Below are 25,911 nucleotides of genomic sequence, written 5' to 3'. Positions count from 1 at the left end.
TAGACCTTGATTATTAATAAAAAAATCCCTTTAGTTTAAACTGAAGGGATTACTCGTACTATTTATTTATCCTATCCGCCGGAAATTCAAGACCCATCTGTTTCCGCGCTTCTTCTATAATTCTCATAGTTATCATTGAATGATTGTGCGAATTGATACTTGATTCTAACTGACCAGCCTTAATTAAATTAATAAATTCTTTGGTTTCATAATACATTGTGTTGTTAGATTGTGGGTAGGAAATATCTTCTACTCGTCCATCTCGATAACGAATTTCTACTTTTTGTGGTTGATTGATATTATCTATAATAATGTTTCCATTTTCGCCTTGAATTTCAGAAGGAATATTCGAATCTGTTATTTTTGAATACATAATTACTGCATCCATATCTTTATACTTCAGCAATAGACTTCCTTCTCCGTCTATTCCCGAGTCAAGCATCAACGCATTGGCTTGGACACTAGATGGTACGCCAAATAATACAACCATTGGATAAATACAATAAATACCAATATCCATTATAGAACCATTTGAAAATAAAGGATTGAATGCATTTAATATAGTTCCTTGCTTATAAGCATCATAACGAGAGGAGTATTGACAATAACTTGCAAAATATCGACGTATTTTTCCTATTTTATGTAAATTACTGTAAACACTTTGAAAATTAGGAAGTAATGTTGATTTTAATGCTTCCATTAAAACAACTTTATTACTTTGAGCAACTTGAATCATCGTTTGTAATTCTGTTGTATTGGAAGCAATGGGTTTTTCACAAAGCACATGTTTGCCATACTTCATAAAAATTATAGCTTGCTCGGCATGCAGGGCATTTGGACTGGCTATATAGACTGCATCAATTTCATCGCTTTTTGCCATACTTTCCAAATCCACAAAAATATTCTGTATATTATATTTTCCAGCAAATTCTATTGCCTTTTTCACTGTCCGAGAATAAACAGCAGTTAAAGAAAATTCCTTTAAAGTACTCGCATCTTGTATAAATATGTCCGTTATTCGATTCGTCCCGATTACTCCAAATCGTATCATTTTTCTTACCTCCAATGGACCTTCAGTCGTAATAATTCCCAATATTTCCAATTTAATAGAGTATTACTTGGTCCTTGTAATAATCCCATTGCCGGCATAATCATTACCTGAAATAAATATGGCTTTGCCAAATCGTTGCATTTCTTCATCATACTAGCTAGTTACTCCTTTTTTCTCCTAAGAAAGCGCTATCTATTAAACCATTATAAATTTGTGTAATTACTCTAACAATTACTCATAAATAACTTGGGAAAAGTTTCAGATAATGAATCAAATGAGGTTGAGAAAATTGGCCTTATCTATAAGGTTTAACATTCTAAGCGAAAAAAGATAAAAGATATCACTAACTTTTATCTTCAATACTATTAATAGGGGCATTTTTAAAATCATATTAAGCAACTAAGTGGATATACCCCATCTCAAATATACAGAAGACATTATCAAAGCCAATTCCTCTACATAAAAAAAGACCCTAGGATTCAGGGGTTAAATAAGGTTGAGTTTTAGAAAAAAGGAGTATATCATCGCTTAGAATTCTAAGATTATTTAGCCAATATGAAAGGCTATTAATTCCTTAGCATAGGAAAAAGTCGATTTATTTCATCCAGAAATTGACTTAGCGTATGTTTTCCGCGTTTTGTTGGGGGGACCCCATAAAGGACAAACCTAAATTACCAAGAGAGGTAGGAAGACATTAAGAGCTCTCCTCTTTCGAGTTGCAATGCCTTTGGTCGCTAAAAATACCGCTTTTAAAGCATTACATGAGTATTTTACAAAGCGTCCAAATAATCCTTTGAAGAAGATGCAATCTCTAATTGAATTGCAATATGTAATAAGCTCATACGTATTTTATTTACCATCGGTAAAAAGCAGTGCGAATTTAGTGAAGAACGCATGTTATCGGACATTCCTCATATGGACGTATTACAGGTAGCAGCTTAATTTCTTTTCTTGATTGAAATTATTTAGTAGGTTAATTGTTTTAAACATTTGAAGCACGGATTAGTCAGTAAAACAACTAAAATACGGGCAAGGACCCTGTCGGGCAGCATGACTGACATCCACCTCATGGAAAGGTTGGACGAAGGAATTTTGGAGCGAAGACTCTGTGAGATATGGGAGGGTTGACCTCCATGAGAAATGTGGAGATCCACCAGTGCAATCATATTTTTACTCATCCACCAATGGTTGTAAGAAGGTGGTTGATGGGTTATAGCTCTTTTTTCTCTCAGAGTCCAAATATATCCTTTCAAGTGAGAATCCTCCAGCTATAAGGACATTTACCGACAGGTAAATAACTATGAAAATCTAAGAAAACAAGAGTAATCCGGCGTTTTCCCTTCTTTTATAGAGGGAGTTTAGTTGAATAGCGCTATTAATAAAAACAAATCCCAATCATCAAGATTGTTCACACAAATTCCTCGTTCCCACCTGAAATGGGGATATTTGTGTGGCTATTCAAAAATTCCGTAACTTAGCTGGTATGTACTTTTATTATAAAAATTATTTCAAACTGTTTATAAACAATAATATTGTATTCCTCTTCATCCTAAACTTCTACACTTCAACTTTTCCAGATTTCTGTATCTTAATTTTTTCTTCTAAGGACAATAGTTCGTATTCCCAATTTGCGTTCATTCACTTCCTTTTATTTTCTTAAACATTTAGAAGTTATATAAATTGTTCCAGTATCAATTTTCCCCCTGAATAATTATATAAAATTAAGTGCAAATTAAACATATAGGAAATGAAAGGAAAAATGTTATGGAACAAATAGTTTTAGATATTAAAAAAGCGTTAGGGGGTAATGATGACTTTTTTATAAAACGTGATTACCTTTTAAAAAAGGAAGTTTTGTTACTAGGACTATCTACTTTAGTAGATATGACAAAAACAAAAACAATTCTTCAAAAACAGTCAGAGGGTTTAATTTCTCAAGGGAAAACATCAGAATCTATATTTATTTTAATGGGTGAACTTTTTGAAGACGATACAAAAAAGGCTATTACATCAGTCCTTGAAGGTAAACTTATTATATATATAGAACATACAAAAAAGTTTATTATTTACGAACCTGTTCCTAAGGGGTTAAATCGTTCAATTGAAGTTCCATCAAATGAAAGTGTAATTCAAGGACCTTCAAACTCCTTCACAGAAGATATTGACACAAATATTGGACTCCTTCGTAAACAACTTAGTTCAAATAAACTTCTTGTTCATTCCTTCACAACAGGGAAAAATCAGAAGACAAAAATTTCTTTACTATTTATTAATGGTCTAGTGGATAAAGAACTTGTTGAAAATATAAATAGTCTTATTGAAAAGAATAAGAGTATGGATATCAGTAACTTACAAAGCATGTCAAAAATGCTGGGGTTTTCATCTTGGGATACAGTTTCAAAATTTAATACGACAGAACTTCCTTTTCATGCATCACAATTTCTTAAAAAGGGAAGAGTTGTTATATTAGTTGATCAATTACCTTTTGCTTTAATACTGCCTAATCTCCTTTGGGATATGTTTATTGTTGAGAGTGATCGTAATTTTCCATTTCCCATTATGATAACTATCAGTTGCCTCCGAGTAATTGGTGCATTAATTGCTCTAATAAGTCCAGGAATGTATGTTGCTCTTGTTGCTGTAAATCCGGAAGCGTTACAGATAGAGCTTGCACTTTCTGTAGCTCAAAGTCGAGAAGGGGTTCCTTATCCAGCACTTGTTGAAGTTATAATCATGTTGGTTGTTCTAGAACTGATATTAGAAGCAAGCATAAGGCTTCCAAAATCAGTAGGTCCCACAATTACAATGGTTGGAGGAATTATATTAGGACAAGCAGCTGTAGAAGCTAAATTAGTCAGCAATCTCTTAATCATCATTCTTGCAGCAACAACAATTGCTAACTCAACCCTTGTGGGGGCTCAAAGCTCGCTTTCAATCAGATCATTTAAATATATTAATGTAATTCTTTCTTCACTATTTGGAGTTTTAGGATTAGTAGTAGGTCTAGTTTTTATTAGTTCTTATTTGGCAAGTTTAACTACCTTTGGCAAGTCCTATCTCTATTTAAATATAGGAAGGAAGGAACAATAGTGGTAAGAAGTCTACATGTTATGATAATGTATGTGCTTTGTCATCTGGGACTAATTTTTTTTATGTTTCCAGCTGATATTATTGCTAGTACAGAACAAGGCCATTGGTTCCCAATTCTAATAGGGATTATTGTACATTTTGTATGTTTGTTGACTTATATGAAAGGTCTCAGCTTTTTTCCAAAAAAGGATATTTTAAGTATATTTTCGAAAAGCAAAAAAAGGGTAACTTTTTTATTTTTTGCTCCCGTTTTACTTTATCTAATCATGGCCATTATTATAACGGTCAGAGCATACGCAGAAATCGTAACCTTGGTATTTTTATCCCATACCCCATTATGGACAATTATACTATTATTGTTGTCTGTTTCTGCATACATTTCATCTAAAGGTATCGAAGCCATTTTACGAACTGCATTTTTATTATTTATATTATTTTTTCCAATATTATTGTTTGTCTTAATCATGTCATTTCAGAATGTTGATTGGAGATATGCCATACCTTTTGACACAGACTTAGGATTCATTAGTAAGCCTGCTTACTTCGAGAGTTATTTTGCATTCGCCGGTGGGTTTCTCTTTCTTGGATTTGTACAACCATTTTTCTCTTATGAAAGAAAATATGTTATTTTGTCTGCGATATTTCTTATTCCTTTCTTTCTCTTTTCAGTATACATTCCAATTCTTACTTTGGGACAAGCGACTGCATCAAAAGCATTTCTTCCTTTTGTACTTATTGTGGATTCTATAAATATTGATTGGTTAATGTTTGATCGAGTTACAATGTTTTTTCTTTTAAGCCTTATTGCTTTTATTATTTTGTATCTCTCTCTCTTAATGTGGAAAGCAATTCGAATAATCAACTATTACATTCCTAAAAGTAGACCTAGCTACCTATTGTTCGGTTTGTCTGTAGCAATCTTTTTCGTTTGCTTTTGGATTCCAGACTGGAAGGATGTTGAAAATATCCTTTTTATGAATTCTTTTTTAAGGTCATACGTTATAATTGTTGTACCTCTTTCTATTTACTATATTGGAAGAAGATTAAAGAGGAAGGATACAAATGAAACTATCTAATAAAAAAGTCATTTATTTAATTTGTAGTCTTTTAACTATGTTGATATTGAGCGGTTGTTGGGATATTAAGGATATAAATCATCGTCTACTACCAGTGTCGATAGGTGTTAAGAAAGTTGACGACCAATATTTGGTGATCCTGAATATACCAGAGCCTATAGATGGTAGTATGGAAACGAAAATTGTATCTGCTAAAGCTGAAACGGTCTCAAAAGCAGTGGATACAATTAGTAGAAATATGGAGAGCGATGTGTATTTATTGCATGTAAAGCTAATCTTTATTGAGAAAGAAACTGCTGAGGATGGAATAAACGATATAATTGCAGGATTTATGCGTTCAAGAGACGTTTCCCCAAAAGCTTTAGTTGCAATATGTGATGAGGATCTTCAAGAATTTTTCAATAACATTAAAATTAATGCCGAAAAAAAAGGGCTCAGCACTTATAACTATTTCGAAAAAAATGCAGGCTGGAATCCTGACATTGCCCTTACAAGAGTTTGGGAGGTCTTCCGAGGCATACATTCTTATACACATGATGTGGCTATACCTTTGATTCGTTCGGGAAAAGATACGACTATGGATCAAATCGGTTCTGCCATATTAAAAAGAGGAAAAATGGTCGAGCAAATCAGTTCAAACGAAACCCTGCTGTACAATGTTTTTAAAGGGGAGAGTGGTAATGGAAAAATGGAAGTAATGGAACATGCTACAGTCATGCTACTGGGTTCTAAAACTGACAATATAGGAAGACTAGTGAATAATGATGCACATATGGAAAGTCTAATAAAAATGAGAGTTGTGATATTGGAAACAAAAGGAGAACCCAGTTTGAATTTAATTAAAGAGGAAATTAATACTCTAATCTCTGAGAGGTATAATAAATTATTTACAAAACTTCAAGAGAATGAGGCTGATGTATTCGGAATGGGTCAGTTTTTTAGAAATCAAATCCCTCGTGATGAATTAAAAAACTGGAGGTCAGATTACTTTAAAAACATGAAGATTAATATTAATGTTAAAATAGACATTCAAAATGAAGGTTATCTGAAAACAACTTAAAGAATTATATCTATATCCATTTTTGTAACTGGATTGGATTTTATGAATCAAATTTATGTTATCTCAGCAGTTATCTTGAATATAACAATTGAAAAAATAAATAGATAATAAAAAGCTGTTTTTCGATAAGAAAACCGGCTTTCTTTGTGAATTATGTGAAACAATGTACTTAAACAAACGGGTGCGTTAGTTCAACATGACATTATTTGGAAACTACGAAACCAAAAGAATACGAAGAAAAATATTAAACCCTGATCCTTCTGCTTAGCGTAGAAAAATCAGGGTTTTTATATCCAAAAAATGTCTTAGCGTATAATATCTGCGTTTTGTCGGCAGTACCCCTTATAGGGAAAAAGTGAAGAGAGTGTACCTAAAATTAATCTTTTTTGAAAAAATTATGAACTAGTAGGATTATATACTTATGAAATAGAAAAATTAATATGAAAGGAGGGATATAAACGACTATGATTGTTACTCCAACTAAAAGACCAATATTATGATGCAGCAAATACTTCCACTGACCTCAAAAACCTCATCGATACCTTCTTAGAATCTTTTCCAATCGATTAACTATTAATAGTTCATCTATTTGTTTTGAAATAACATTTTATTATAATGTGCAGCTTTACTTAAAATAAAGAGGAATGCAAAGATGTAGGATTGTTACTTGAAGAAAGAAAAAGTTTAATAATTAAAGAACCTTGATCAACAATAGAAAATACAAGGAATAAAAAGAAATTTATCTTTGGTTGTTATTATAGTTCTACACTTAATAAATAATGTACTTTATTAAATCGGTAGAAAATAAAATCCTTTTTCTAAATATAAAAAATCTCTCGGTTTGAATGAACTATCAAGCCGAGAGTTTTGAATGCTATTTTAATGTTACGTCTAATTATAATAAATTCCATTAATAAATCCTTTTAATGTTAGGGATTTTATTTTTTAATAATAAATCATCAATCCCTTTTCCATCCGATTCTTTCCAAACAATTAAATTAGCATGAAATTTTTGTTTTTTTAATTCCTTTGCACACTCCAATAGATGTTTTTTTACATATACATTCTCAATAGCATCTGCATCGAAACAAATATTAACAGTTTGAACGCCCATCTCTTTTAATACGGGGATTGCTAACCTCCAAGCTCCTACACCAGGAAGACTAATGAAAGTATCTCCAATTTGATCTATCTCTAATGGATCATATAGATTAGCCATTAAGTCAACTGCTATATCTCCTTTTAAAGCTCCTTCACCAAGCCACACGGTTTTAGCTTTATAAAGAGTACCAGGAACCCATTTATTTAACTTTGTACTAGGAATGGATACGTGAATAGGTGCTGGACTACCAGAACCTGTCCCATTAGGTTTATTGGCAGAACTTAACCAGTAATATCTATTCCCTTTTTTAACTCTAATCCATCCCAATAACTCATTATTGTCTGTAATAGTACACCAATCCTTTTGTAAAGGAACTTCACCTTGAAATATTATATTCTCTTTATATTTTACCTCTACGACATTTGGCTGCTTGATTACTTTAGCTTGAAATTCTTTACCATTAAATTTAACTTCCACTATATTCGGTGGGTTATCAATTCTATATTGAAAACCTTCGATTTGGTTATATTGGTTTCTGTATGGAATAAGAATTCCTTTCATTCCAGCTATACTCCAATAACCATTTTGAAAATAGAACCCTGGTATTCCTTGAAAATCATTTATCCCTAAATCATTGCTAATGGCTTTAACAATATTCCAAGGCTTATCAGGGAATGATTTATAATTTCTGATAGTTATTTGTTCATCACTCAATTTCCGTTCATTTGAAGTTAAATGATTATAATGAAAATCATCTAAAACTAGATTATCTAAAAGCGCATGATAGATGGTATCTAATGTGATACTGTCCTTTTTAGGAAATCCATTTACTTCTTCAGCCATTTCCTTTACATTCACTTTATTTCTATTATCTTCTTTTAATACATGCAAGTAACTAATTAACGCGGAGTTTTTTGAAAACTGAATATCGCTTTCTACTCGAATGCATACTACTTTGCTATTATCTTCATTGGTCATGCATGCTCCTGTTTTGCCACAAATGGGACAAGGAGTACGATAATATTCATAAAACCCTTTTACTTTTGTTTTTCTATATAAGGAATTCATACTTATCCTCCTCTTTCGTCTTGTTAAATACAATATTTAAATCTACTACGATCAATTGGTGGCATAGTTGTAACAATCTTAAATTGATGATTTGATACTTTTGCAATTACTACAACCACTGGATTATCGTCAGTATCTCTTCCAAGTACTGCAACTTTTGAAATAGATTGCCTTTCCACTATTTCTCCATTTAATATGGCAGTAACTATATCTGCTTTGGTATAACCTCTTTGCTCTAATCGCTGCATAGTATGAATACTGATTATGATTTTGCCTTTTCCACTAAATAGTACTTTTTTTACTTCTTGTAATTTCATCTCCTTCACCTCCAAAAAAAAGACTTTGGTATGTAGTTAAAGGACAGAAATACTCCTCAAAACTACGAACCAAAGTCCGCTATTATTAATTATTAAACCGCTTATCAAAAAGAAAGCAACAAAATACTAAAATATATACAATTTATGTATTTATCATAGCACTTTATTTAAGTTCTATTCAACCTCTTGATTGGAAAAGTTTTTTGATAAGTGTTTTGAGAGGAATTTTTTTTGAATTTGATATGGAATCCAATTGAAATCCCGCCTTAATAAGATTTTCATAATTCTCTTTTACTTTTTCCCTTACTTCATCAAATGAGATAAGAGGCTTCTTTTTATATTGTAATCGAATATATTCTTCTGTTAGATCCGGAATGGTCCCTATCAGGGGGAGTTCAAGGCCATTCACTAAAGAGTTAATCTTACTAAATGGAAAACTACGATTATAGATTAATTTCATCGATATTCCATGTTTTTCTCTTAATTGGTGAATATAATTTTTCCACATTAAAATATCTACAATTGAATTGTCTACCATTACCCAAAGTTCATCAATATTTTGAAGCACTTTTTCTGTTTCTTCTGTCATCTTTCCACTTGGCAAATCTGTTAAAATTACATCATGATATCGAAAAAATTGAAAATACACTTCTAAAAAGTCCTCAGTCCAGTTATAAACATAATCTTTTTCTCCAATAGGCAACCATAACACCCCCATATATTGCCAATTTGTTTTGTGATAATCTAATTCCATAAGTTCATATTCTTCTAAATGAAACACTTCTATAAAAGAACGAAAATTAACCGGCATTGCTTCATACCTAGACAAAACACTAGATAATTTTGGAGGTTGCATTGCCTCTATAACAGCTGTTTGTATTTTTTGTTCTTGTAGGTATATTGCAAAGTTTAGAATAAAACTCGATACTCCTATACGATGAAGTGGAGACCATACTGCAATCGTTTTGTTATGTGGGTATTGTTTCCCTTTGTATACATATTGCTTTCTCATAGCTTCAATTTTATTTGTACTGAAATGACTAATATTAATAGGATATTCCGTTGATGGGAAATCATCTTTAATACTCACCGGTGGTGCATTGTTACAATCAACAGTTTCAATTGATTCTATTATTTTATTTTCTTTTGCTTCTCCTGTAATTGAAGTATGTAAAGATCCCTGGTCAACTTGAACCTCCATATTGAGTGTATTCTCAGAAGTACTAATATCTTTATCTTGACTATTTTTTACTTTTTTTGGCCAGATGAATAGAGCCTTTCTGAGCGAATCCTCATTCTCAAAGAAATACATGTTTCTCCCATTTGCTTTATTGTCATTTGAATTACCCAAAATGTAAATATCATGGACTTTAAGAGTCGAAAGGAACTGATTGTTTATTTCATCTGAAGTAATAATTAACAAATTAAAGATGTAATTTTCTTCTTCATGGTTAATGAAGTTAGAATCATAGAATACAATTTCTACATCATTTGATTGTATTGCCCCGATGATCTGTTCATCACTTATAGAGGTTAGAACCTTTTTCATAGATTAAATGCTCCTGTTTTAAGTATTCATCAATTTTTTTTCGGAATTTAAATGGAAAAGGAATTGTTCTGCTTTCCACTTTTCTTAAATAGCTGCTACTGATGCCTATCTCTTTCGCGAATTGAAATTGATTTAACTTCAATCGTTTCCTCAAAATAATAAGTCTTTCAACATCATCTTCAATACAAATTTGGTTTAAATTTCTCATCATTTTTTCCCCTTCTTTCCAAAAAATAAAAAAAACCGCTAATATCCCCTTAGATAAGAGGATACTAGCGGTTATCGCTTTCATGTTTACTATTAATCTAAATAGAGTATATCATAGACTTTAAAAAATATATAGAATGAATTATTTAATAGTTGTTACAGTTGGAGACAAAATGTATAATTTAATTATAACTTTTTTATATTTTTAATTTTGTGGCGATCCTTTTGGATTTGCGGTTTCTAAAATAAACATACAGCCTTTGGGTTGATAGATTTTAAGAATAGCATTTTGCTATTCTTTCCCTATCTCTCCAAAGGCTTTTTTATGTTTATCGATGTAAAAGAGTTATAAATTATTCTAAGAAAGGGAGAGAAAAAAATGACGACGCAATCTACAGAAGAAATTCTTAACAAATTAAGACAACCATTCTCACAAAATGATATAGAATGGAAAGTTCAAACAAGTAACAAAGGTAACAACGGAGCTTATGCTTTTGTAGTAGCTTACGTGAATAACAGAGCTATTCAAAATAGACTAGATGAAGTATTTGGTATTGGCGGCTGGAAAAACTCATACGTAGAATTCTCCGGTGGTATAATTTGTGAACTTAGTTGTTATATTAATGGCCAATGGATTACCAAATCGGATGGTTCTGAACCTTCTAATTTTGAAGCCTTTAAGGGTGGTTTATCGAATGCGATGAAGCGAGCTGCTGTACAGTTTGGTATTGGGCGTTATTTATACAAATTAGAGCCGATATATGTTCAAGTTTCTGAAACTAAAAGTAATAATTCTATCTACTTGAATGATAAAAAAAACAAAGTAGTGGGTTATTATGAACCACCGTGTTTACCTGATTGGGCTTTACCACCTGATGAGCAAAAACAAGGAAAAAACATTGAAACAACTAGTACTAGCGATAATAACAATAAAAAAAGAGAAATTGATAAGAAGACTGGAAATAACACCTTCAATAGGAATTCTTATTTTATTTCTATCACCGAATTTATAAATAAAATCAAGCTTAAACCAAGAGCAGCAATGGAGTTATTTCATCATATAAATTCTGATACTAAATCTGATTGTGTTGAAATAAAAGATATTAAGGAAAAGGCTACTGACAAAGAGTTAATTAAATACTATGAAACCTTAAAACCCGTAAGTGACTTAGTTAAAATGAGTATTCATTATAAAATACCAGTTGAGAATGTATTAAATTATGTGAGGATTTTAAAACCACAAGAGAGGATCGATAATCTTCATTCTTGTTTACTACGTTTGAACAGAGAAGACATTAAAGAAATCAATGGATTTATTGAAGGTGATATAAAAAATAATATGTTTGAACATCAAACAGCGTAAACAAACACAAAAATATTTTTGTGTTATTTTTTTAACCTTTTTTAGGAGGAAATTACATGGAATTTATTATTAATAAAGAAAGTTTATTAGAGGTCCTATCAAAAGTAGAGAAATTAGTAAAAACTAAAACATCAAATCCAATACTACAAGGTTTTTATTTAGAAGTTAAGTCAGATAAGATAATCGTTATTGGATCTGATTTAAACACTACTATTCGTTATGAATTACCAGTTTTATTCGAAGATGAGTCAATACTTATTAATAAAGAAGGTAAGGTAGTTGTTCCCTATCAGTTATATGAAATTGCTAAGAAAGTTAAAACCGAATTAAGCATTTCGTTAGATGATACGCAATTAGTAATAAAACATGGGAAGAAAAAAAAGAGTGAATTTAAACTATCAGTTTTTAAGGCAGAAGAGTATCCTAAATTACCTAGATTTGATGGTATAGAGCCAACTCTGTCTATTAAAGGAACCGAATTTAATTCATTTATCAAAAAAACAGGGTATGCAGCTTCAAGTTCTGATGCTAGACCAGTTCTACAAGGAATTTGTTTTGAAATTACAGAAGATAAGCTACGACTTGTCTGTACGGATTCTCACCGTTTAGGCGTTATTGACGTCACAGAATCTCATAAGGAGTCCAGGAAGATTATTATCCCAGCAAAATCAATATTGGAAAGTTTGAAGTCCTTTGATTTAAGTGAGAAAGTTACTGTGTTTTGTGAAAATGATCGAATGCTTATTTTACAAAATAATAATCTCACTTTTTATTGCCGTCTATTAGAAGGAACTTATCCAGATGTAAGCCGCTTAATTCCAAAAGAGCATCTTGCTGAAATGAAAATAAGCAGAAAAGAATTTTTGGAAGGCTTTGAAATGATTAATGGTTTGACTAATGCAGCAGATAATGAGACTAAAGGAATCGTTAAACTCCATGTAAATGGAGTTGCGACTTTATCAACATATCAAGCGCAAACTGGAAGCGGAAAAATTGAAATCGATTATGAAAGTTTAGAAGGTGAAGATAATTTTGATATTGCCTTTAATAATAATTATATGATCGATACATTAAAAGCAATGGAATCAGAGTATGTGTCCTTTAAATACCAAGGTTCTATGCGTCCATTTTTATTAACACCATGTGATTCTTCTCATGAGGAAATACAATTGATTCTTCCGGTGAGAAATAAATAACAAAATGTAAGAAGAAAGGCTCTCCTTTCTTCTTTTTCTATTGGAGGATTTATGAAAATAAATATGAGGAAACTCTCACAGGAAATTAAAAATAAAAATACTATTATTGTTAAACCAAATTCATCGGAAGCAGGAATGGCCTACTTTATGGATATAGTTATTAACCATTCTGCAACAGAAAGTATTAATTTCAATTCATTTACCTATGATGAAGCAATTCTTGCCTTCAATGAATTCTATTATTTACCATCGGATGAATATACGGATGATTTTTCTGAAGAAGACTATGACAATATAAAAAACAATATGTGGTCCTCTTATATGCAAACCCAAGAATTTTTTGTCCGTTGGAGTCAAGAAACCAAAAAAATATATTGTTATGAGGATGATTTTATTTAGGAGAGGTGAAGAAAATGACATCAATTTTGATGGATGCAGAGTCTAAAGCAAGTTACGACTATTCAATTTCTAACTTATTAATGTTAAAGATTCTACATGACGCTAAAGTGGATGTAAGTGGATACGGTAACTATCGAGTAGAAGTAGGTTTTATGTCTAATCCTGGATACGATTTTTTAATGCGAGGTATGAATGATTTAGGTTTTGATACAAAACACGCAACAGTTTATACGGATGATCCAGAAGAAATCTCACTTGCTAAACAAATCGAGAGTGTATTCAACCCAAAAGCAGAATGGTATATAGTGTTGAATAGCTTTAAAGTGGAAAAAATACTACTTTCTAGTCAAAAAGATGAGTATATAGCCTTTATTAAGTCAACTTTGAATCACATTGATTTAGAATGTGAAGCATTTGTAGAGGAGTCTTTGGGTATTATTATTGGATTCATTTTTGATGGATTTTATCATGAATTATTATCAGCTTTAATAGAGGTGGCTGATGAGACTAATAATATTTACGAAAAACTGGAGGAACAGCAAAATGGACATTATCTTTCGGCTTAGTGATGAACCACAGCACTTAAATGCACAAGTCGAAGTGTTACAAATCACTTCTGATTTCAATAATACTTTAGAGTCATTGGATCAAATGATTAAGTTAAATGGAAGAATGGTAGAGGGATTATATAACATTACCCTCCCTAATCTTTTTAGTATTCTTCAAGAAAGTATAGAGGATTACATAATTGATTCTCAAACTCCAATTCTTCCAAAAAATTGCGTGAAACATGTTTGGATTAATGAATTAGCAAAGCATCAACTAGTATATATAGAGGTACCAAAACAACAACTTGATATGCGGTATGGAAAAACACTATTTAAACAGGTTGGACTACCAAGACTAATCTTCTTATATGAAGTAATGGAGAAAAAAGTAAAATTGAAAAACATTGTTGCTGTTAAAGGCTCCAAATTTTTGACAAAAGATACGGAAGTATTTCTTTTCCCCTTTTCACATGTATCTTTAGACGGTCATGTTTGCATGGGAGGAAATACTTTTCCTGAAATAGATGACATCTATCAATTAAACAGTTTGCATTTATTGTTTTTGCAGGCACCTTTTGGAGAAGATTATGGAGCAAAAACAACTACTAATTTAAGTGTGGCAGCATTATTTAAAAAATATGAAAATAAACAATTTGATGATGAAATCTTATTACCACATTCGAAAATTCAAATTTTAGAGAATCTATAATAAAAATACAATATGGAGGAATTGAAAATGACAATAAAACAGGATGATATCTTTTCACTATTTGATATTGAAGTGGAGACTAAAAAAGTTGACCTTAATAAAATGAATGATATAAAGGAAAATAAACCAAAGCTAAAGAATGATACTAATTCTAGTTCTACAAAGAGTTCAACAAATAAGAAAGATAACTTTAAATTAACAAGTAAAACCATTATTCGGTTTGGGATGAATGAATATCCAGTTACTAATTATTTCTCCAAGGACGAAATTGAAAGAGGACTTCCATCTAAAAAAACGTCTGAGGATGGAGAAATTGAATATAAACCTATTAGTGAGGAACAACTTAGAAAGAAATTAGAAAAAGACTTTCCAATCTTAGTACCTAAATATACCACCTTGGTATATGTAGAAAAACAAGATGTGGTTATTCCTATTATGCAAGCAAAGAAAAATGGCAGCATGGATAATAAAGAGTTCTCTTTCGAGGACTCTTCTTTAAAACATCAAAAAAAGAAGATTCCATTTCAAATCTTATTAGATTTTATCCATATTGCAAAGTACTTTTCAGATAATCACGGTACTGAAGTATTTGCTAATATTTACTTTGATCATGACACTGAGGAATTTTTTATGGATATTCCTTCCCAAAGAGTTAGCAGATATTTAGTCACTATTACAGAAGAGGCACAAGAGACCGCTCTTAAACTCATAGAGAGAAGGTATTCAAAGGTAATGGAAATACATTCACATCATATTTTAAGTCCTACACCGTCCAAAATAGACGATGACAACCAGCGTGCTCCTATTTTATATGCCATTATTGGTAATATTAATGGATTATTCCCTGATGTGCTAGTTCGTACATTCAATAAAGAATTAAATGAACATATTATTATAGATAGTAGCAAAGTATTTGAATTTACATTGACAACTAAACAAAAGGTAAATGGCTATGATCTAACTGTAGTGGAGGTTGAATAGATGCAACCTATTTCTATAGATTTAAGCCGCTCTTATCAAAGTGAAGTATATTATCAGATTCTAGTTATAGGCGCAGGAGGTACTGGAGGAATTGTTATTCAGCAATTGTGCCAAATGTTAAGTATGTTTGAGATATCGGCAAAGTTAATAATTGCTGAACCAGATATTTATGAAGAAAAAAATAGAAATAACCAACTATGCTTAGCAAAAGATGTAGGTAAAAATAAAGCAGATGTCTTAGCTAAAAGGTATCGTGCTGCTTATCAACTAGACATAGCCACTTACACTGGAGGTTATGTAGAAGACACTAAAACAATAGACACATTGTTCCAACTCAATTATGAAAGAATTCCATATAACTATAGAATAGTCCCTATTCTTATTTCTTGTGTTGATAATAACTATTCAAGAAAGATATTCCATGAGTATTTTAACACCGCTCAGACCCTACTATATTTTGATGTAGGCAATGAAAATGTTATCTTACCAAAGGATCACAGAAATAGACCAATTGAGTCCTGGACGAAAGAGGAATTGGAAGAATATAAAGATTCAGGTTTCACTGGACAAATGGTTTGTGGTTTCAAGTCTGATTGGAAAATACTTTCAGAACCAATAGGTACGTTATATCCAGATATTTTAGAGGACAATGATGAAATAGCTCCTTCTCAATTAAGTTGTCAGGAACTAGCTGCATCCAATCCTCAGAGATTAATAACTAATCGTTATAGTGCTATATCTGTAATTACTGTACTGAATGAAATATTTGAAACTAAAAGTCTATCAACTCACCGGATTCTATATCATGCAAAAAGAGGTTATATGAAGAGTGAACCGATTTTAGGATAAAAAAGATAGCACAGACATAGAACTTGTTTGTGCTACTTTTTAAGAATAGGTTTTTTTCTACCTGTTTTATCATTTCCACGATTAATAGTTTTATGAACCTTATTTTTTGGTTGTTTAAATAGAAATCTTAACAACATTCCAGCTGTTAAAACCCATAAGACAATCTTTCCAGCGTTCAATATTTTATATATTGACATTTTGGTTGAATCAAACATTAAATTTGTAGTTGTAATGGTTGTAGAATCACTTATTTTCTCAACACTTTCAGCTTCATAAAAATCTAATGAAAATAAAAACTTAAAAGCATCCTGTAAAACCATATACTTTGAAGCAGGTATGGTGATTAATAGTATGATTATAACCAATATTACACACCAAAAAAGCGCAAAAAGATTAATCTTTTTTATATTATTGTATGGTCTTTTTATAAATTCCAATTGTTATTCCCCCCCAATAATTTATCTTATCATTTCTTTTTATAAATGGTCTTGGCTAATCGATTCCTTTTTAAGTTGTTCCCATTCCTGTCCTCTATTGTTGCTCTTATATTCCCTAATATATTTCTAAATCGTATTTTATCACGTATTTCTTTAAAAACAGGCTGACTAAAGTCTTATCCAGAAGCTGATTCTGTATAAATACGCACCATTCCTTTTTATCAAATTTTTGAATGACTTTAATTGTATTAATTATGAGAAGGCGTGGATTTGATCTATGAACTAGTGTTGATTTAAAATAAAGTTTGATCATTTATATTAAAGTTGTATCGTTTTGAAAAAAGATTGATCAAAACTACAGGTAAAATGAAAGTGTATTATTAATTTAACAAGGTTCAAGCGTTATTTTGATCAAACTTTTTTATAAAAAATGCATTTTTTTAGCACCTAAAGATAAGGTTTTAATCAATCTTTATTTAAAATTATACGATTGTATTAACTTTTAATATTTTTTGTAAATGTAGTTAGGTAATCCTCTAATCCATAACTCTTCATAAAACTTTTAGCAATTTGCTGATACTTTTCTCCACACTGATGAAGTTCGGTTTGATATTCAAGAAACATCTCTTTGATTTCAGGAATTCTTAAGGTATCTTTATGTTGATATATACCTAATCCGGCAATAGTGGCTTTAATAAAGATGGAAGCTACTTTCTGATCTATCTCTGAATTTCTTTTATTTAAGATTCGAATGAATTCATTTAATTTTTCATAACCTCGATTTCCAAGCCATCCGTCTATTCCATTATTCATTACTTGATAATCCATATACTCTATTACCTCTATTTCCTTTTCATTTAGCATTTCTTTCTCCCCTTTACTTATTTGAAAATGATCAAACTTTTTTATAAAACTACAGTCGTTTCGATAACGAGAGTGAAAGTATCGGGATAATTTTCTTGTAATGTTTCCAGTGTACTTTCAGCTTCTTTTTTGTCTCTAAATATAAAGCGTTCTTCCTTTATAAATGTATGGATATAACTATGAGTGATTTTCGGTTTAAACCACGAACCAGTTGTTTTATTATAAGAAGTTGTGGATTTGAGCCATGAACCAGTTGTAGTATTTTTAATACTTGCGATATATTGTTCAGTCATAAATTACAGTCCTTTCTATTGTAGATTTAAAATAAAGTCGTTCCGTTTTGATGAACCTTTTTTATAAAAACCATGAAGTTATTGAGGAGAAAATGGTGGTTTTGATCAAACTTTTTTACAAAGCAACAACTAGTTGTGGTATTTTTAATACTTGAGATATATCGTTCAGTTATAGATATACATTCCTTTTTATAATAAAATTTGTTATTTTCTATATAGTCTCTAAATAAATCCTTCTACATTCAGAAACACAGAGACTTCTTAATTACATTTTTTGTTTCCTGTTTAACACTTTTAAACGACTTAATATATTTTGTAATGGTCAATCTTACAACGTAATAATACAGGTTCAAGAGTCAAAATTAATCAACTGTATTGTTACTGGACATAAAGATTTACTTTTTGCTATTATCCAACTTTGCTTTTCCAGAACCTATCAATATATCAATTTTGTCTCCTTCTTTGTAGCTATTAAATTCATTTTCTGTCACCAATATATCATAAGGCTTTTCATTAACAAATATTTTAAAGTATAAGTTAATTTCTTCTTTTGATGTTGTGATTGGTACACCTGCAGCTGTCATTACAGGATCAAGTTCCATTACTGTTTTTTTATTAGCAAATTTACTGGCTAACTCGACCTTATATTTAACGCTAGTTGATTCGAACTTATATCCTTCATAAAAATAAAAGCACATAGTTATTAGCGAGAGTATCCCTACCACCCAAAAGAATGGAGTTAAGAAATTTCTAGTATCCATCATTCATTTCCTCTTTTCACTAATATACAGGCGCATTTAATAAAACTCTTTGGAAATTTTCGGAATAGATTATTCTTGATTGATTACCTCTTTTATTTTCCAACAGGCCTCAGCTACGCCTTATAAATAAAACATTTTATCAAACAAAAAATAAACTAAATAAAGTAATAATGCCCCACTCCCCCACAATATCCCAACAACTGCTCCAATTAAAGCAGAAATAACCAAACGATCGAAAATAGCCATTAATATCCCTCCAAGCTAAATAAAAATCCAAAAATTTTAAACAAGCTTTCTAAATATCTCACTACGTTTGTGAGTTGCATTCACAGCTCCAGTTTTCTTTCCCTTTCTTCTAGTTTAGTTTTTTAATTTTCATAAAGTAATTTCCATTCCTCTTTTATTTGGAAGTTCGTGTAATATTTTCTATAGTAGTAAAAGTTTGGTTTGTCTTCTAATTGTTCGAATACATGCAAGAAGTTAAAGTACTCAGAAAGATAGTATATTAAAGATGGTTTGTCTCCTCTTAAATTATTCTCTGCATACATTGCTTCAGGTACATTGTGAAGAGAATCTGCTAAATGCCAATTTACAGCTAACTGAAAATCAATGAAATCTTTATTCATACTTTCACTATTAATTTCTGATGTTGACCTAAAAAACATCAAGCCATTTAGTAAAACTGATGAAGCCATTTCTCTTAGTTCTTCAATTGAAAATGTTTCTAAATTTTTACGAATTTTTGCTTTTATTTCCTTATTTCTATTTATTTCGCTAAAAATAAGATCCATCCAATTGATTGGTTCTTTTTGGTTATATTGAGTAGATCGAGGTTTACTTTCACTGGAGATTTCCTGCCTAAATCTCTTGAATTTTTTCATTTTCATTCCTCCAAAAGTTCATCAAAGTTTTCTTCACTTGTATCAAAGAACTCTTCTCCAACGGTCATAGTTTTAAACAATTTACCTGTTTTTGCTTTTTCTTTTATCATCCCTTCAATACGGTTAAATATCATGTTTCTTTGAACGAGAGGTAAAGTGTTTTTCATCGTTACATTTAAATAGAGGTCACCTATAGAATTTTTAATGACAAAAATGTCCCCTATCTTGTCGAAACCATTCCAGAATGATTGGGTAATGGTCCATACCTCTACATTGTTATTTACAACTGAAATATTAATAAATACATCTGGAAAAAGGAAGTGTGTATCTTCTATATTCGCTAATATTCCTCCCTCTTTATTTTGATTCGGTAAACTTATTTCTCTTCTATCCCGTTCATCTTGAAAGGCAAGTTGTACACCCAAAACGGTTGTATAAAATGCATAGTTCAATAAAGTAGGAAGAATATTTTCATATTCTATTACTAGTTTTGCAGTTAATTTTCTATGTGGTTCTGTAATTAATGTATCCTCTACACTTTCACCTAAGACCTGACGGAGCATATCAAAAGTTTGTTGTTTAAGGTTGGCATTACTTTGTTCAAATATTTCAGCATCTTTAAATATCTCTTCTAGATTGTTTAATATTTCCATCCCAATAAAATATCCATTAAATAAAAGAGATTTTGATACTTTAAATAGATGATTCTCATATTCCTTAATTTTCTCTGCGTCCATAAATTGTTCAAGGTGTATACGCACATATTGGTTCAAAAGAAAAAAATCTTTGTTAAACTCTCCATTTGTTTGATAGTGTAACATCAACATTTCCTCTGTTTTTTGCTGAATTTCTTCTAAAGTTTTCATTTTTCTTTTCCTCCTTGGGATTCTTCATAAAAAGGATCTGATGGCTCATCAGTAATATATTTCCAAGCACCATCTTCTTTATAAATAGAAGTAATAAAATAATTAATTCCTTCTGTACTTAATACTTTGCGATAAAAGTACCCCTGTCTTTTAAATCTATCTAAGTTTACTACTGTAATATCATAAGACTCCCCTTTGACATTAGCTTGTAAATAGGAATCTTGTATTGATTTGAAAATATTTATGGCATCCTGTTTTTGTGGTAATTCTTCAACGGTCTGAATACTACCATAGTCTAAAATAAAGTTATAGAAGTCCTCAGAAGAAATTTGCAGAGATTGGAATTTGTATAAGATATCGGCTGCATACCTTGCAAACTCCTCTGGATCTTCATAAGAAGATTTTACTTCCACTTCTTTCTTATCTAGTATTTTGACAGATTCACCGTCCAATTCAGCGACAACCTCATCTAAAGGCCGTACCTGATCCTTATAGAATGATTCTAAGTCCTGGGATTTACTATCAGTTTCAGTTTCTTCATGTGTATCCTTTGTGTCATTTATTTTTTTCGCTTCCTTAACAAATGGATCATTACTACAACCTGAGAGTATGATAAAACCTGAGATCAAAAGTGAAGAGTAAAATGGTTTATATGTCATAAAAAACTCCCTTCCTTTATTTCTTTTTTCTCTTGTTCTGTAAGAAAATCAACAAGTTCCGCTGTATGAATAGTCGAAGAATTTCTAAAAACATTCATAAAGAACTGTTTAACATTAAAAATTCTAATTCGATCCCCATGGAAAGAAACTGGGACATTGATGTTTTTATTTATACATAAGCACAAAGTTTTAAGATGATCCTTGTGAATGCTGGAGTGTATGCTAATATAATCCTGTTTTCGTTCCCCAAACAAAATAGCAGCAATTATGATAGCTTCCTTATCAATTAATGATGGATCAACACGATAACTAAATATCTTATGGTCTTTAATGTACCAATTGCTTAGGAAGAATCCTAAAGCATTACTATGAATAGTGAATTCTCCTTTTTTGAATTGCACTGACACGCTATTTTCTAATTTGTATTCTGCTAATAAGTTAGATAAATAAAGAATTTTTTTCTTATTAAATGGAACTTTAAGTTTTCGCGAACTTGATTGTATTTCTTTTTCTCCTTCACTTAAGAGGGACGCAGTAATAACTTTGTTAATAAAGCTGTTTTCCCTTTCCATTAATCAACTTCTCTCCCTAAAAAAAGAACCCAGAATAAACAGCTCTTTTATAGAACTGTTTATTCTGGGTTCTTCCCATTGAATGATTTATTTAAATGTATTATAGCCTATAAAGTTATTATATTTCAACCTATTAATAATATTAGATTCTAATTAAGTTTTAGATGCTTTTCAACTCTTCGTTAACTTACTTAAATATATAGATACAGTTTGTTCTTCTATACCCATAATCAAAGCTATACGTTGGACTGCGAGTTTTTTATTAATATATAAATAGTAGCACAGAGCTTTTCTAATAGTTGTTAACTGCAGGTTTTGATTAATATCATACTCCTTTTGTATATTTTTTAAGTGATAGTGTATTCCCATAAAAGTAATAGGTATTATTCTATTATTTACTGAATCCGTATAAGTGAATAGATACTCTGACTCGTTTAGTAAATTATTATAATAAAACTCAAGAAAAATACTTGCATCAATGTTATCCAATGTAATGACTCTATTGGAAAGATTAATCTTAATTCTATCATCGATTATAGAAACATCATCCTTTTTAAACTTAAATTCGGAGGCTTTTAATCCTTCCATAGCAAGTATAAACAATGCTTTTCGCTTTGCTGAATAATTGGTATTTGCTATTACAAGTTCCTTTACCTTAAGTAAATCTTCATAAAACAAACTAATATCCAGGTGTTTTTGTACCTTTAGTCTTTTTATTTTTGCTGCTGGATCAATAGGTACTTTGTTTCTTTCCCATAAATAGTCAAAGTAGGATTTTAAAATGGCCAACTCTTTATTAATTGTGGAGATTGCCTTCTGATTATCTCCCTGAGTTGAAAGATAGTCTCTTATATCTTTAGATTTGATTTCATATAATTCTATTTTCTTTTTATAGAGTTGTCTTAGGAATGAGAAGAATTGATTTAAAACAAGTTCATAACTCGCTATAGTAGTTTCACTATAATTCTTTTCTTCTAAAAACGAAATAAAACCATCATACTTCATCTTCTATCCCCCTTTTAAAAACTATATAGTAATTTCAACTTATAATCTCTACTTCGAGAATTTTATTTACTTAGTCCTTAGTATATTTTAGTATAAATTATGGATAGTAATATGTCATTTTAATCTAACGTTTTTAAAAGGGAAATACCCATTAATGATGTGTATTGGTTATTTATTTTAAAAAGCTTAGAGTATATATGTACTCTAACGTAATTGTTAAAAGATAATATGTCATTAAGGGGTATCCGACAAAATAAAAATGGACCACCTATAGTAAGTCAGTCCATACGGCATCGACTTTTTAATTTGACTTGAAAAAAACCAAGAAACCGTCTTTTGCTTTAGCAAGACGACTTCTTGGTTTTTGATACAAAATAAGGGAAATTGGTATGAAATTGATTCAATTGAGTGTATTTTTATAGTGAATTTCTTATAGTTCCAGTTGTTTTTGACGCAGTACCTGAGATTATTTCGATCCTATACTCCTTACCTTTTTCCATCCAATAATCTTGCGTAGCTTCGCCACCCTCTTCGAACAATTGTAAACCAGCAGATCCACCCATAGTTACCCAGTTATTTCCGATCTTTTCTTGCACCCATAAACCTGCAACCCCAGTAGAATAAAGCTTTATTTTACCATACTGACCTTTACCAACCACAGATCCTGACACCGCTTTCCATTCAGGCGGACTTATAGTAACACTTGATGAATCTGCAGCATATGCAGTTAAATTCACATATGGAGTAGATAGTTCGTTACTTGCTGAAGTTAGTTGGCTTTCAGTATTTCCTGATGCCGCAAAAGTTGGAATAGCAGAACCACCTACAATAGCTATTGCTACAGTAGCACTCAGAACTAGTTTCTTAATTTTCATTTTTGGGAACACTCCTTTTTAAATATTTTTATAACTGTTAGTTACAATGTACTTATTCTATTTTTGGTATTAAATACCTTTTGAAAAATGTTAATTATTTGGAAAAAATGTAAAATGAGTAGATATTACTATGATTTTATGAAAATTAAAAAAGAAGGTTATCGGTTCTCGCGCCAAAATTTAGAAAGGCTAAGTCCTATCAGAAGATAATCCATACAGCCAATTCTTAATTACTATTACATAACGATTAACAAAGAAATTATTATAAACAAATCAATAAAAAAAGACTAAGTACAATTAACTTAGCCTTTTTTATTTAAAAGTACCCTTTATATGCTTACTAGTATTGATCCAACTAGAGTAAAAATAGATACTATTACAATTGTATTTAAAATAATGTTTTCAGATTTTTTTGTTTTAAGTAAAAACATTAAAACCACCTCAGTTCATTTATATACCATTATTATAAAACAATATGACAGAATTTTCAATCTATTATATTGTTCTCTAAAGGATTATTTAGAAAGTTTTGAACCGAGTATTTCCCCTCTTCAAGAATTCTTTCCTGTTCCCTTAGAGCTAGTTCATATTTTTGCTCCATTTCAGCTATTTCTTCTTGTATACTATTCAATTCTTTATAATAGCCATCAATCTTTTCTTTTAATAACTCAGTCTTACTTTGAACAGCAGCTTCTTGCTTTTCTTTAAGTTGTTTATCTACTTCTATATTAATAAGTTCTTCTTTAGAATCATTTTTAAATCTACTAAAAAAACCTTTTGGTTTTTTCTTTAATGAGGCAACTAAAATTTGGTCTTGCCTTTCCAAGAGATAATTGCTCATAGAATCATTTTTAAGTTCAGTAACCTCGGATTTAGCATCAGCAATTTTTCTATCAATGTTTACTGACTCAATTCTTAAATTACTCAACTTTTTTTCATAAGATAATAACAAAACCGTTTGCTGCTGCATTTTTACTAACAATTGATTATTAAACTTATAAGAAGCTTCAACAAATTGAGATAACTTTTTAAGATCGTCATATAAAGGTGTATTTTTACTAGAAGGAACAGTTGTAGTTTTATGACCTAACTCAGTTAGTATTTCAGTTGTAGACAACCCCCCTATATCTATTAATATAGAGACTAAATGAATTTTAAAGATAGTATAATAACTTAATTTATAATATCTCCCTTGTTTTTCCGGCTTTATATAAATATCACTTAGCTCATGTCTTAAGTAATATCTTATAGTTGCATCAGCACGTCCAATAAATTTACTTGCTTCTACAGTATCGTAAGTTCGCTCATTACTCATACTTAAAATTTTTTCAGTCCAAATGTAATCTTCTAATTCACGAATAATAGCAACATTATAAAGAGGATCAAGTTTAAATTCATCTTCTAATAATTCTCTCATAGAAATTTCACTCATTCACCGCACCTCCTACCACTTTTATTGTCAAAAATGACACTTTACAATTGATTTTACACGGAAAGAACCAAAAAATCAAAGGAAGTAAACGACATTTTTACATACCATCAATGCAAATTATCCTTACATTAATCATCACCTTACAACAACTCTACATAAACTTTATAAAAAACTTTTGTAAGCATTACGTAAAATAAATATAATATTACATAAAATTTATATCATAAATACGTAAGACTTACATAAGTACATAATATTAATATATAAATTACATCATTATTACGTAGTATTTTCATTGGTAAATCTCATAGAGTTCGTTAATTTCATGTTAATATACACTTTATCTATAAAATTCAACGTAAACATCACATAAAACAACCATTTACATAAACTTTCTCTTATAAAGAATGCGCTTTCCAAAAGAATTTAAGCGAATAGGGGAAACAAATAGATTATAATAGCATTATTGACTATAAATTAAGGAAGTAATGAGATGAATAATTATATAACGAAAGAAGAAATTGATATAAATAAAATCTATGATTATAATTTATATCCTGACAGGATCAGTGGTAGATGCGACAATTGTAATATGGCACATTTTAAAAGTTCTATCTCGAAGGGGAAACTACTTAGGGAATGCCGGAACTGTTCCATGAAAAAAAGTATCTAAGTCAAAAAAAAGCAAAGAATAGGGCGAT

28 protein-coding genes and 1 pseudogene are annotated in these 25,911 nt (G+C 30.6%); 11 read left to right on the top strand and 18 right to left on the bottom strand.

Annotated features, from left to right (window positions below; translation table 11 throughout):
- Positions 1-58: 58 nt before the first annotated feature.
- Both MHH96_RS23960 and MHH96_RS23955 read right to left on the bottom strand, forming a co-directional pair.
- On the bottom strand, positions 59-1,051 hold the full coding sequence (locus tag MHH96_RS23960; RefSeq protein ID WP_221816605.1) for a Gfo/Idh/MocA family protein: 993 nt from the start codon (positions 1,049-1,051) through the stop codon (positions 59-61).
- Positions 1,052-1,056: 5 nt separating this feature from the next.
- Positions 1,057-1,203, bottom strand: coding sequence for a hypothetical protein (locus tag MHH96_RS23955; protein ID WP_251555764.1), 147 nt, complete (start codon positions 1,201-1,203; stop codon positions 1,057-1,059).
- 494 nt (positions 1,204-1,697) lie between these two features.
- On the opposite strand from MHH96_RS23955, the pseudogene MHH96_RS23950 reads away from it, so the two are divergent.
- From MHH96_RS23950 to MHH96_RS23935, 4 genes and pseudogenes are all read left to right on the top strand, one after another.
- Positions 1,698-1,993: pseudogene (locus tag MHH96_RS23950) on the top strand (IS110 family transposase); the annotation flags it as partial.
- Between the two features lie 783 nt (positions 1,994-2,776).
- Positions 2,777-4,141: a spore germination protein gene (locus tag MHH96_RS23945; protein ID WP_341118186.1), complete on the top strand. Its 1,365-nt coding sequence runs from the start codon at positions 2,777-2,779 to the stop codon at positions 4,139-4,141.
- Positions 4,142-4,161: 20 nt separating this feature from the next.
- Positions 4,162-5,217 carry a GerAB/ArcD/ProY family transporter gene (locus tag MHH96_RS23940; RefSeq protein WP_307476322.1) on the top strand — a complete coding sequence of 352 codons (1,056 nt, stop codon included), beginning with the start codon at positions 4,162-4,164 and terminating at the stop codon, positions 5,215-5,217.
- Complete coding sequence (locus MHH96_RS23935) at positions 5,204-6,277, top strand: Ger(x)C family spore germination protein (protein ID WP_163187436.1); 1,074 nt, start codon at positions 5,204-5,206, stop codon at positions 6,275-6,277. Before MHH96_RS23940 ends, MHH96_RS23935 begins: the two co-directional genes overlap by 14 nt.
- A gap of 910 nt (positions 6,278-7,187) precedes the next feature.
- On the opposite strand, the gene MHH96_RS23930 is transcribed toward MHH96_RS23935, so the two are convergent.
- From MHH96_RS23930 to MHH96_RS23915, 4 genes are all read right to left on the bottom strand, one after another.
- A complete protein-coding gene (locus MHH96_RS23930; protein WP_341118185.1) occupies positions 7,188-8,447 on the bottom strand; it encodes a DUF3854 domain-containing protein in 1,260 nt (419 codons plus the stop codon).
- Positions 8,448-8,470: 23 nt separating this feature from the next.
- Positions 8,471-8,764 carry a DUF4258 domain-containing protein gene (locus MHH96_RS23925; RefSeq protein ID WP_016204952.1) on the bottom strand — a complete coding sequence of 98 codons (294 nt, stop codon included), beginning with the start codon at positions 8,762-8,764 and terminating at the stop codon, positions 8,471-8,473.
- A 178-nt stretch (positions 8,765-8,942) separates the two neighbouring features.
- A complete protein-coding gene (locus MHH96_RS23920; protein WP_341118184.1) occupies positions 8,943-10,313 on the bottom strand; it encodes a hypothetical protein in 1,371 nt (456 codons plus the stop codon).
- On the bottom strand, positions 10,285-10,524 hold the full coding sequence (locus tag MHH96_RS23915) for a helix-turn-helix domain-containing protein (protein WP_040344260.1): 240 nt from the start codon (positions 10,522-10,524) through the stop codon (positions 10,285-10,287). The genes MHH96_RS23920 and MHH96_RS23915 overlap by 29 nt, the downstream gene beginning before the upstream one ends.
- 375 nt (positions 10,525-10,899) lie before the next feature.
- Between MHH96_RS23915 and MHH96_RS23910 the strand changes: the two genes are divergently transcribed.
- The 7 genes from MHH96_RS23910 to MHH96_RS23880 are packed head-to-tail and all read left to right on the top strand — an operon-like array spanning position 10,900 to position 16,565.
- Positions 10,900-11,883: a Rad52/Rad22 family DNA repair protein gene (locus MHH96_RS23910; RefSeq protein ID WP_016204956.1), complete on the top strand. Its 984-nt coding sequence runs from the start codon at positions 10,900-10,902 to the stop codon at positions 11,881-11,883.
- A gap of 56 nt (positions 11,884-11,939) precedes the next feature.
- A complete protein-coding gene (gene dnaN / locus MHH96_RS23905) occupies positions 11,940-13,079 on the top strand; it encodes a DNA polymerase III subunit beta (RefSeq protein WP_016204957.1) in 1,140 nt (379 codons plus the stop codon).
- Positions 13,080-13,130: 51 nt separating this feature from the next.
- Positions 13,131-13,478, top strand: coding sequence for a hypothetical protein (locus MHH96_RS23900; protein ID WP_144545535.1), 348 nt, complete (start codon positions 13,131-13,133; stop codon positions 13,476-13,478).
- A 14-nt stretch (positions 13,479-13,492) separates the two neighbouring features.
- The gene (locus tag MHH96_RS23895; RefSeq protein WP_144545537.1) at positions 13,493-14,044 is read left to right on the top strand and encodes a hypothetical protein; all 552 of its coding nucleotides are present in this window, start codon (positions 13,493-13,495) and stop codon (positions 14,042-14,044) included.
- Positions 14,022-14,735 (top strand): hypothetical protein, encoded by a 714-nt coding sequence (locus tag MHH96_RS23890; RefSeq protein WP_341118183.1) that lies wholly within the window; start codon positions 14,022-14,024, stop codon positions 14,733-14,735. Before MHH96_RS23895 ends, MHH96_RS23890 begins: the two co-directional genes overlap by 23 nt.
- 27 nt (positions 14,736-14,762) lie before the next feature.
- The gene (locus tag MHH96_RS23885) at positions 14,763-15,716 is read left to right on the top strand and encodes a hypothetical protein (RefSeq protein ID WP_341118182.1); all 954 of its coding nucleotides are present in this window, start codon (positions 14,763-14,765) and stop codon (positions 15,714-15,716) included.
- Complete coding sequence (locus MHH96_RS23880) at positions 15,717-16,565, top strand: ThiF family adenylyltransferase (protein WP_341118181.1); 849 nt, start codon at positions 15,717-15,719, stop codon at positions 16,563-16,565.
- A 32-nt stretch (positions 16,566-16,597) separates the two neighbouring features.
- Here the strand turns inward: MHH96_RS23880 and MHH96_RS23875 are convergent, their stop codons facing one another.
- The 12 genes from MHH96_RS23875 to MHH96_RS23820 all read right to left on the bottom strand — a co-directional run bounded on the left by MHH96_RS23875 (position 16,598) and on the right by MHH96_RS23820 (position 25,210).
- Positions 16,598-17,002, bottom strand: coding sequence for a hypothetical protein (locus tag MHH96_RS23875; protein ID WP_341118180.1), 405 nt, complete (start codon positions 17,000-17,002; stop codon positions 16,598-16,600).
- Between the two features lie 495 nt (positions 17,003-17,497).
- Complete coding sequence (locus MHH96_RS23870; RefSeq protein ID WP_341118179.1) at positions 17,498-17,866, bottom strand: hypothetical protein; 369 nt, start codon at positions 17,864-17,866, stop codon at positions 17,498-17,500.
- Positions 17,867-17,907: 41 nt separating this feature from the next.
- Positions 17,908-18,159, bottom strand: coding sequence for a hypothetical protein (locus MHH96_RS23865; protein ID WP_341118178.1), 252 nt, complete (start codon positions 18,157-18,159; stop codon positions 17,908-17,910).
- A gap of 395 nt (positions 18,160-18,554) precedes the next feature.
- On the bottom strand, positions 18,555-18,923 hold the full coding sequence (locus MHH96_RS23860) for a hypothetical protein (RefSeq protein WP_341118177.1): 369 nt from the start codon (positions 18,921-18,923) through the stop codon (positions 18,555-18,557).
- Positions 18,924-19,040: 117 nt separating this feature from the next.
- Positions 19,041-19,166, bottom strand: coding sequence for a hypothetical protein (locus MHH96_RS23855; RefSeq protein WP_341118176.1), 126 nt, complete (start codon positions 19,164-19,166; stop codon positions 19,041-19,043).
- A 122-nt stretch (positions 19,167-19,288) separates the two neighbouring features.
- A complete protein-coding gene (locus MHH96_RS23850) occupies positions 19,289-19,801 on the bottom strand; it encodes a hypothetical protein (protein WP_341118175.1) in 513 nt (170 codons plus the stop codon).
- A gap of 2 nt (positions 19,802-19,803) precedes the next feature.
- The gene (locus MHH96_RS23845) at positions 19,804-20,667 is read right to left on the bottom strand and encodes a hypothetical protein (RefSeq protein WP_341118174.1); all 864 of its coding nucleotides are present in this window, start codon (positions 20,665-20,667) and stop codon (positions 19,804-19,806) included.
- Complete coding sequence (locus MHH96_RS23840) at positions 20,664-21,326, bottom strand: hypothetical protein (protein ID WP_341118172.1); 663 nt, start codon at positions 21,324-21,326, stop codon at positions 20,664-20,666. Before MHH96_RS23840 ends, MHH96_RS23845 begins: the two co-directional genes overlap by 4 nt.
- The gene (locus tag MHH96_RS23835; RefSeq protein ID WP_047943199.1) at positions 21,323-21,898 is read right to left on the bottom strand and encodes a hypothetical protein; all 576 of its coding nucleotides are present in this window, start codon (positions 21,896-21,898) and stop codon (positions 21,323-21,325) included. The genes MHH96_RS23840 and MHH96_RS23835 overlap by 4 nt, the downstream gene beginning before the upstream one ends.
- A gap of 171 nt (positions 21,899-22,069) precedes the next feature.
- Positions 22,070-22,903, bottom strand: a complete 834-nt coding sequence (locus tag MHH96_RS23830) for a site-specific integrase (RefSeq protein WP_144545550.1) — start codon at positions 22,901-22,903, stop codon at positions 22,070-22,072.
- 416 nt (positions 22,904-23,319) lie between these two features.
- A complete protein-coding gene (locus MHH96_RS23825; protein WP_047943197.1) occupies positions 23,320-23,778 on the bottom strand; it encodes a hypothetical protein in 459 nt (152 codons plus the stop codon).
- Positions 23,779-24,265: 487 nt separating this feature from the next.
- Positions 24,266-25,210, bottom strand: a complete 945-nt coding sequence (locus MHH96_RS23820) for a hypothetical protein (RefSeq protein WP_047943196.1) — start codon at positions 25,208-25,210, stop codon at positions 24,266-24,268.
- Positions 25,211-25,911 lie beyond the last annotated feature (701 nt).

Source organism: Niallia sp. FSL K6-0212 (assembly GCF_038007605.1).
Lineage (GTDB): Bacteria > Bacillota > Bacilli > Bacillales > Cytobacillaceae > Niallia > Niallia circulans.
The sequence above is the reverse complement of the archived record's forward strand: the minus strand, read 5'-3'. Positions and strand labels throughout refer to the sequence as shown.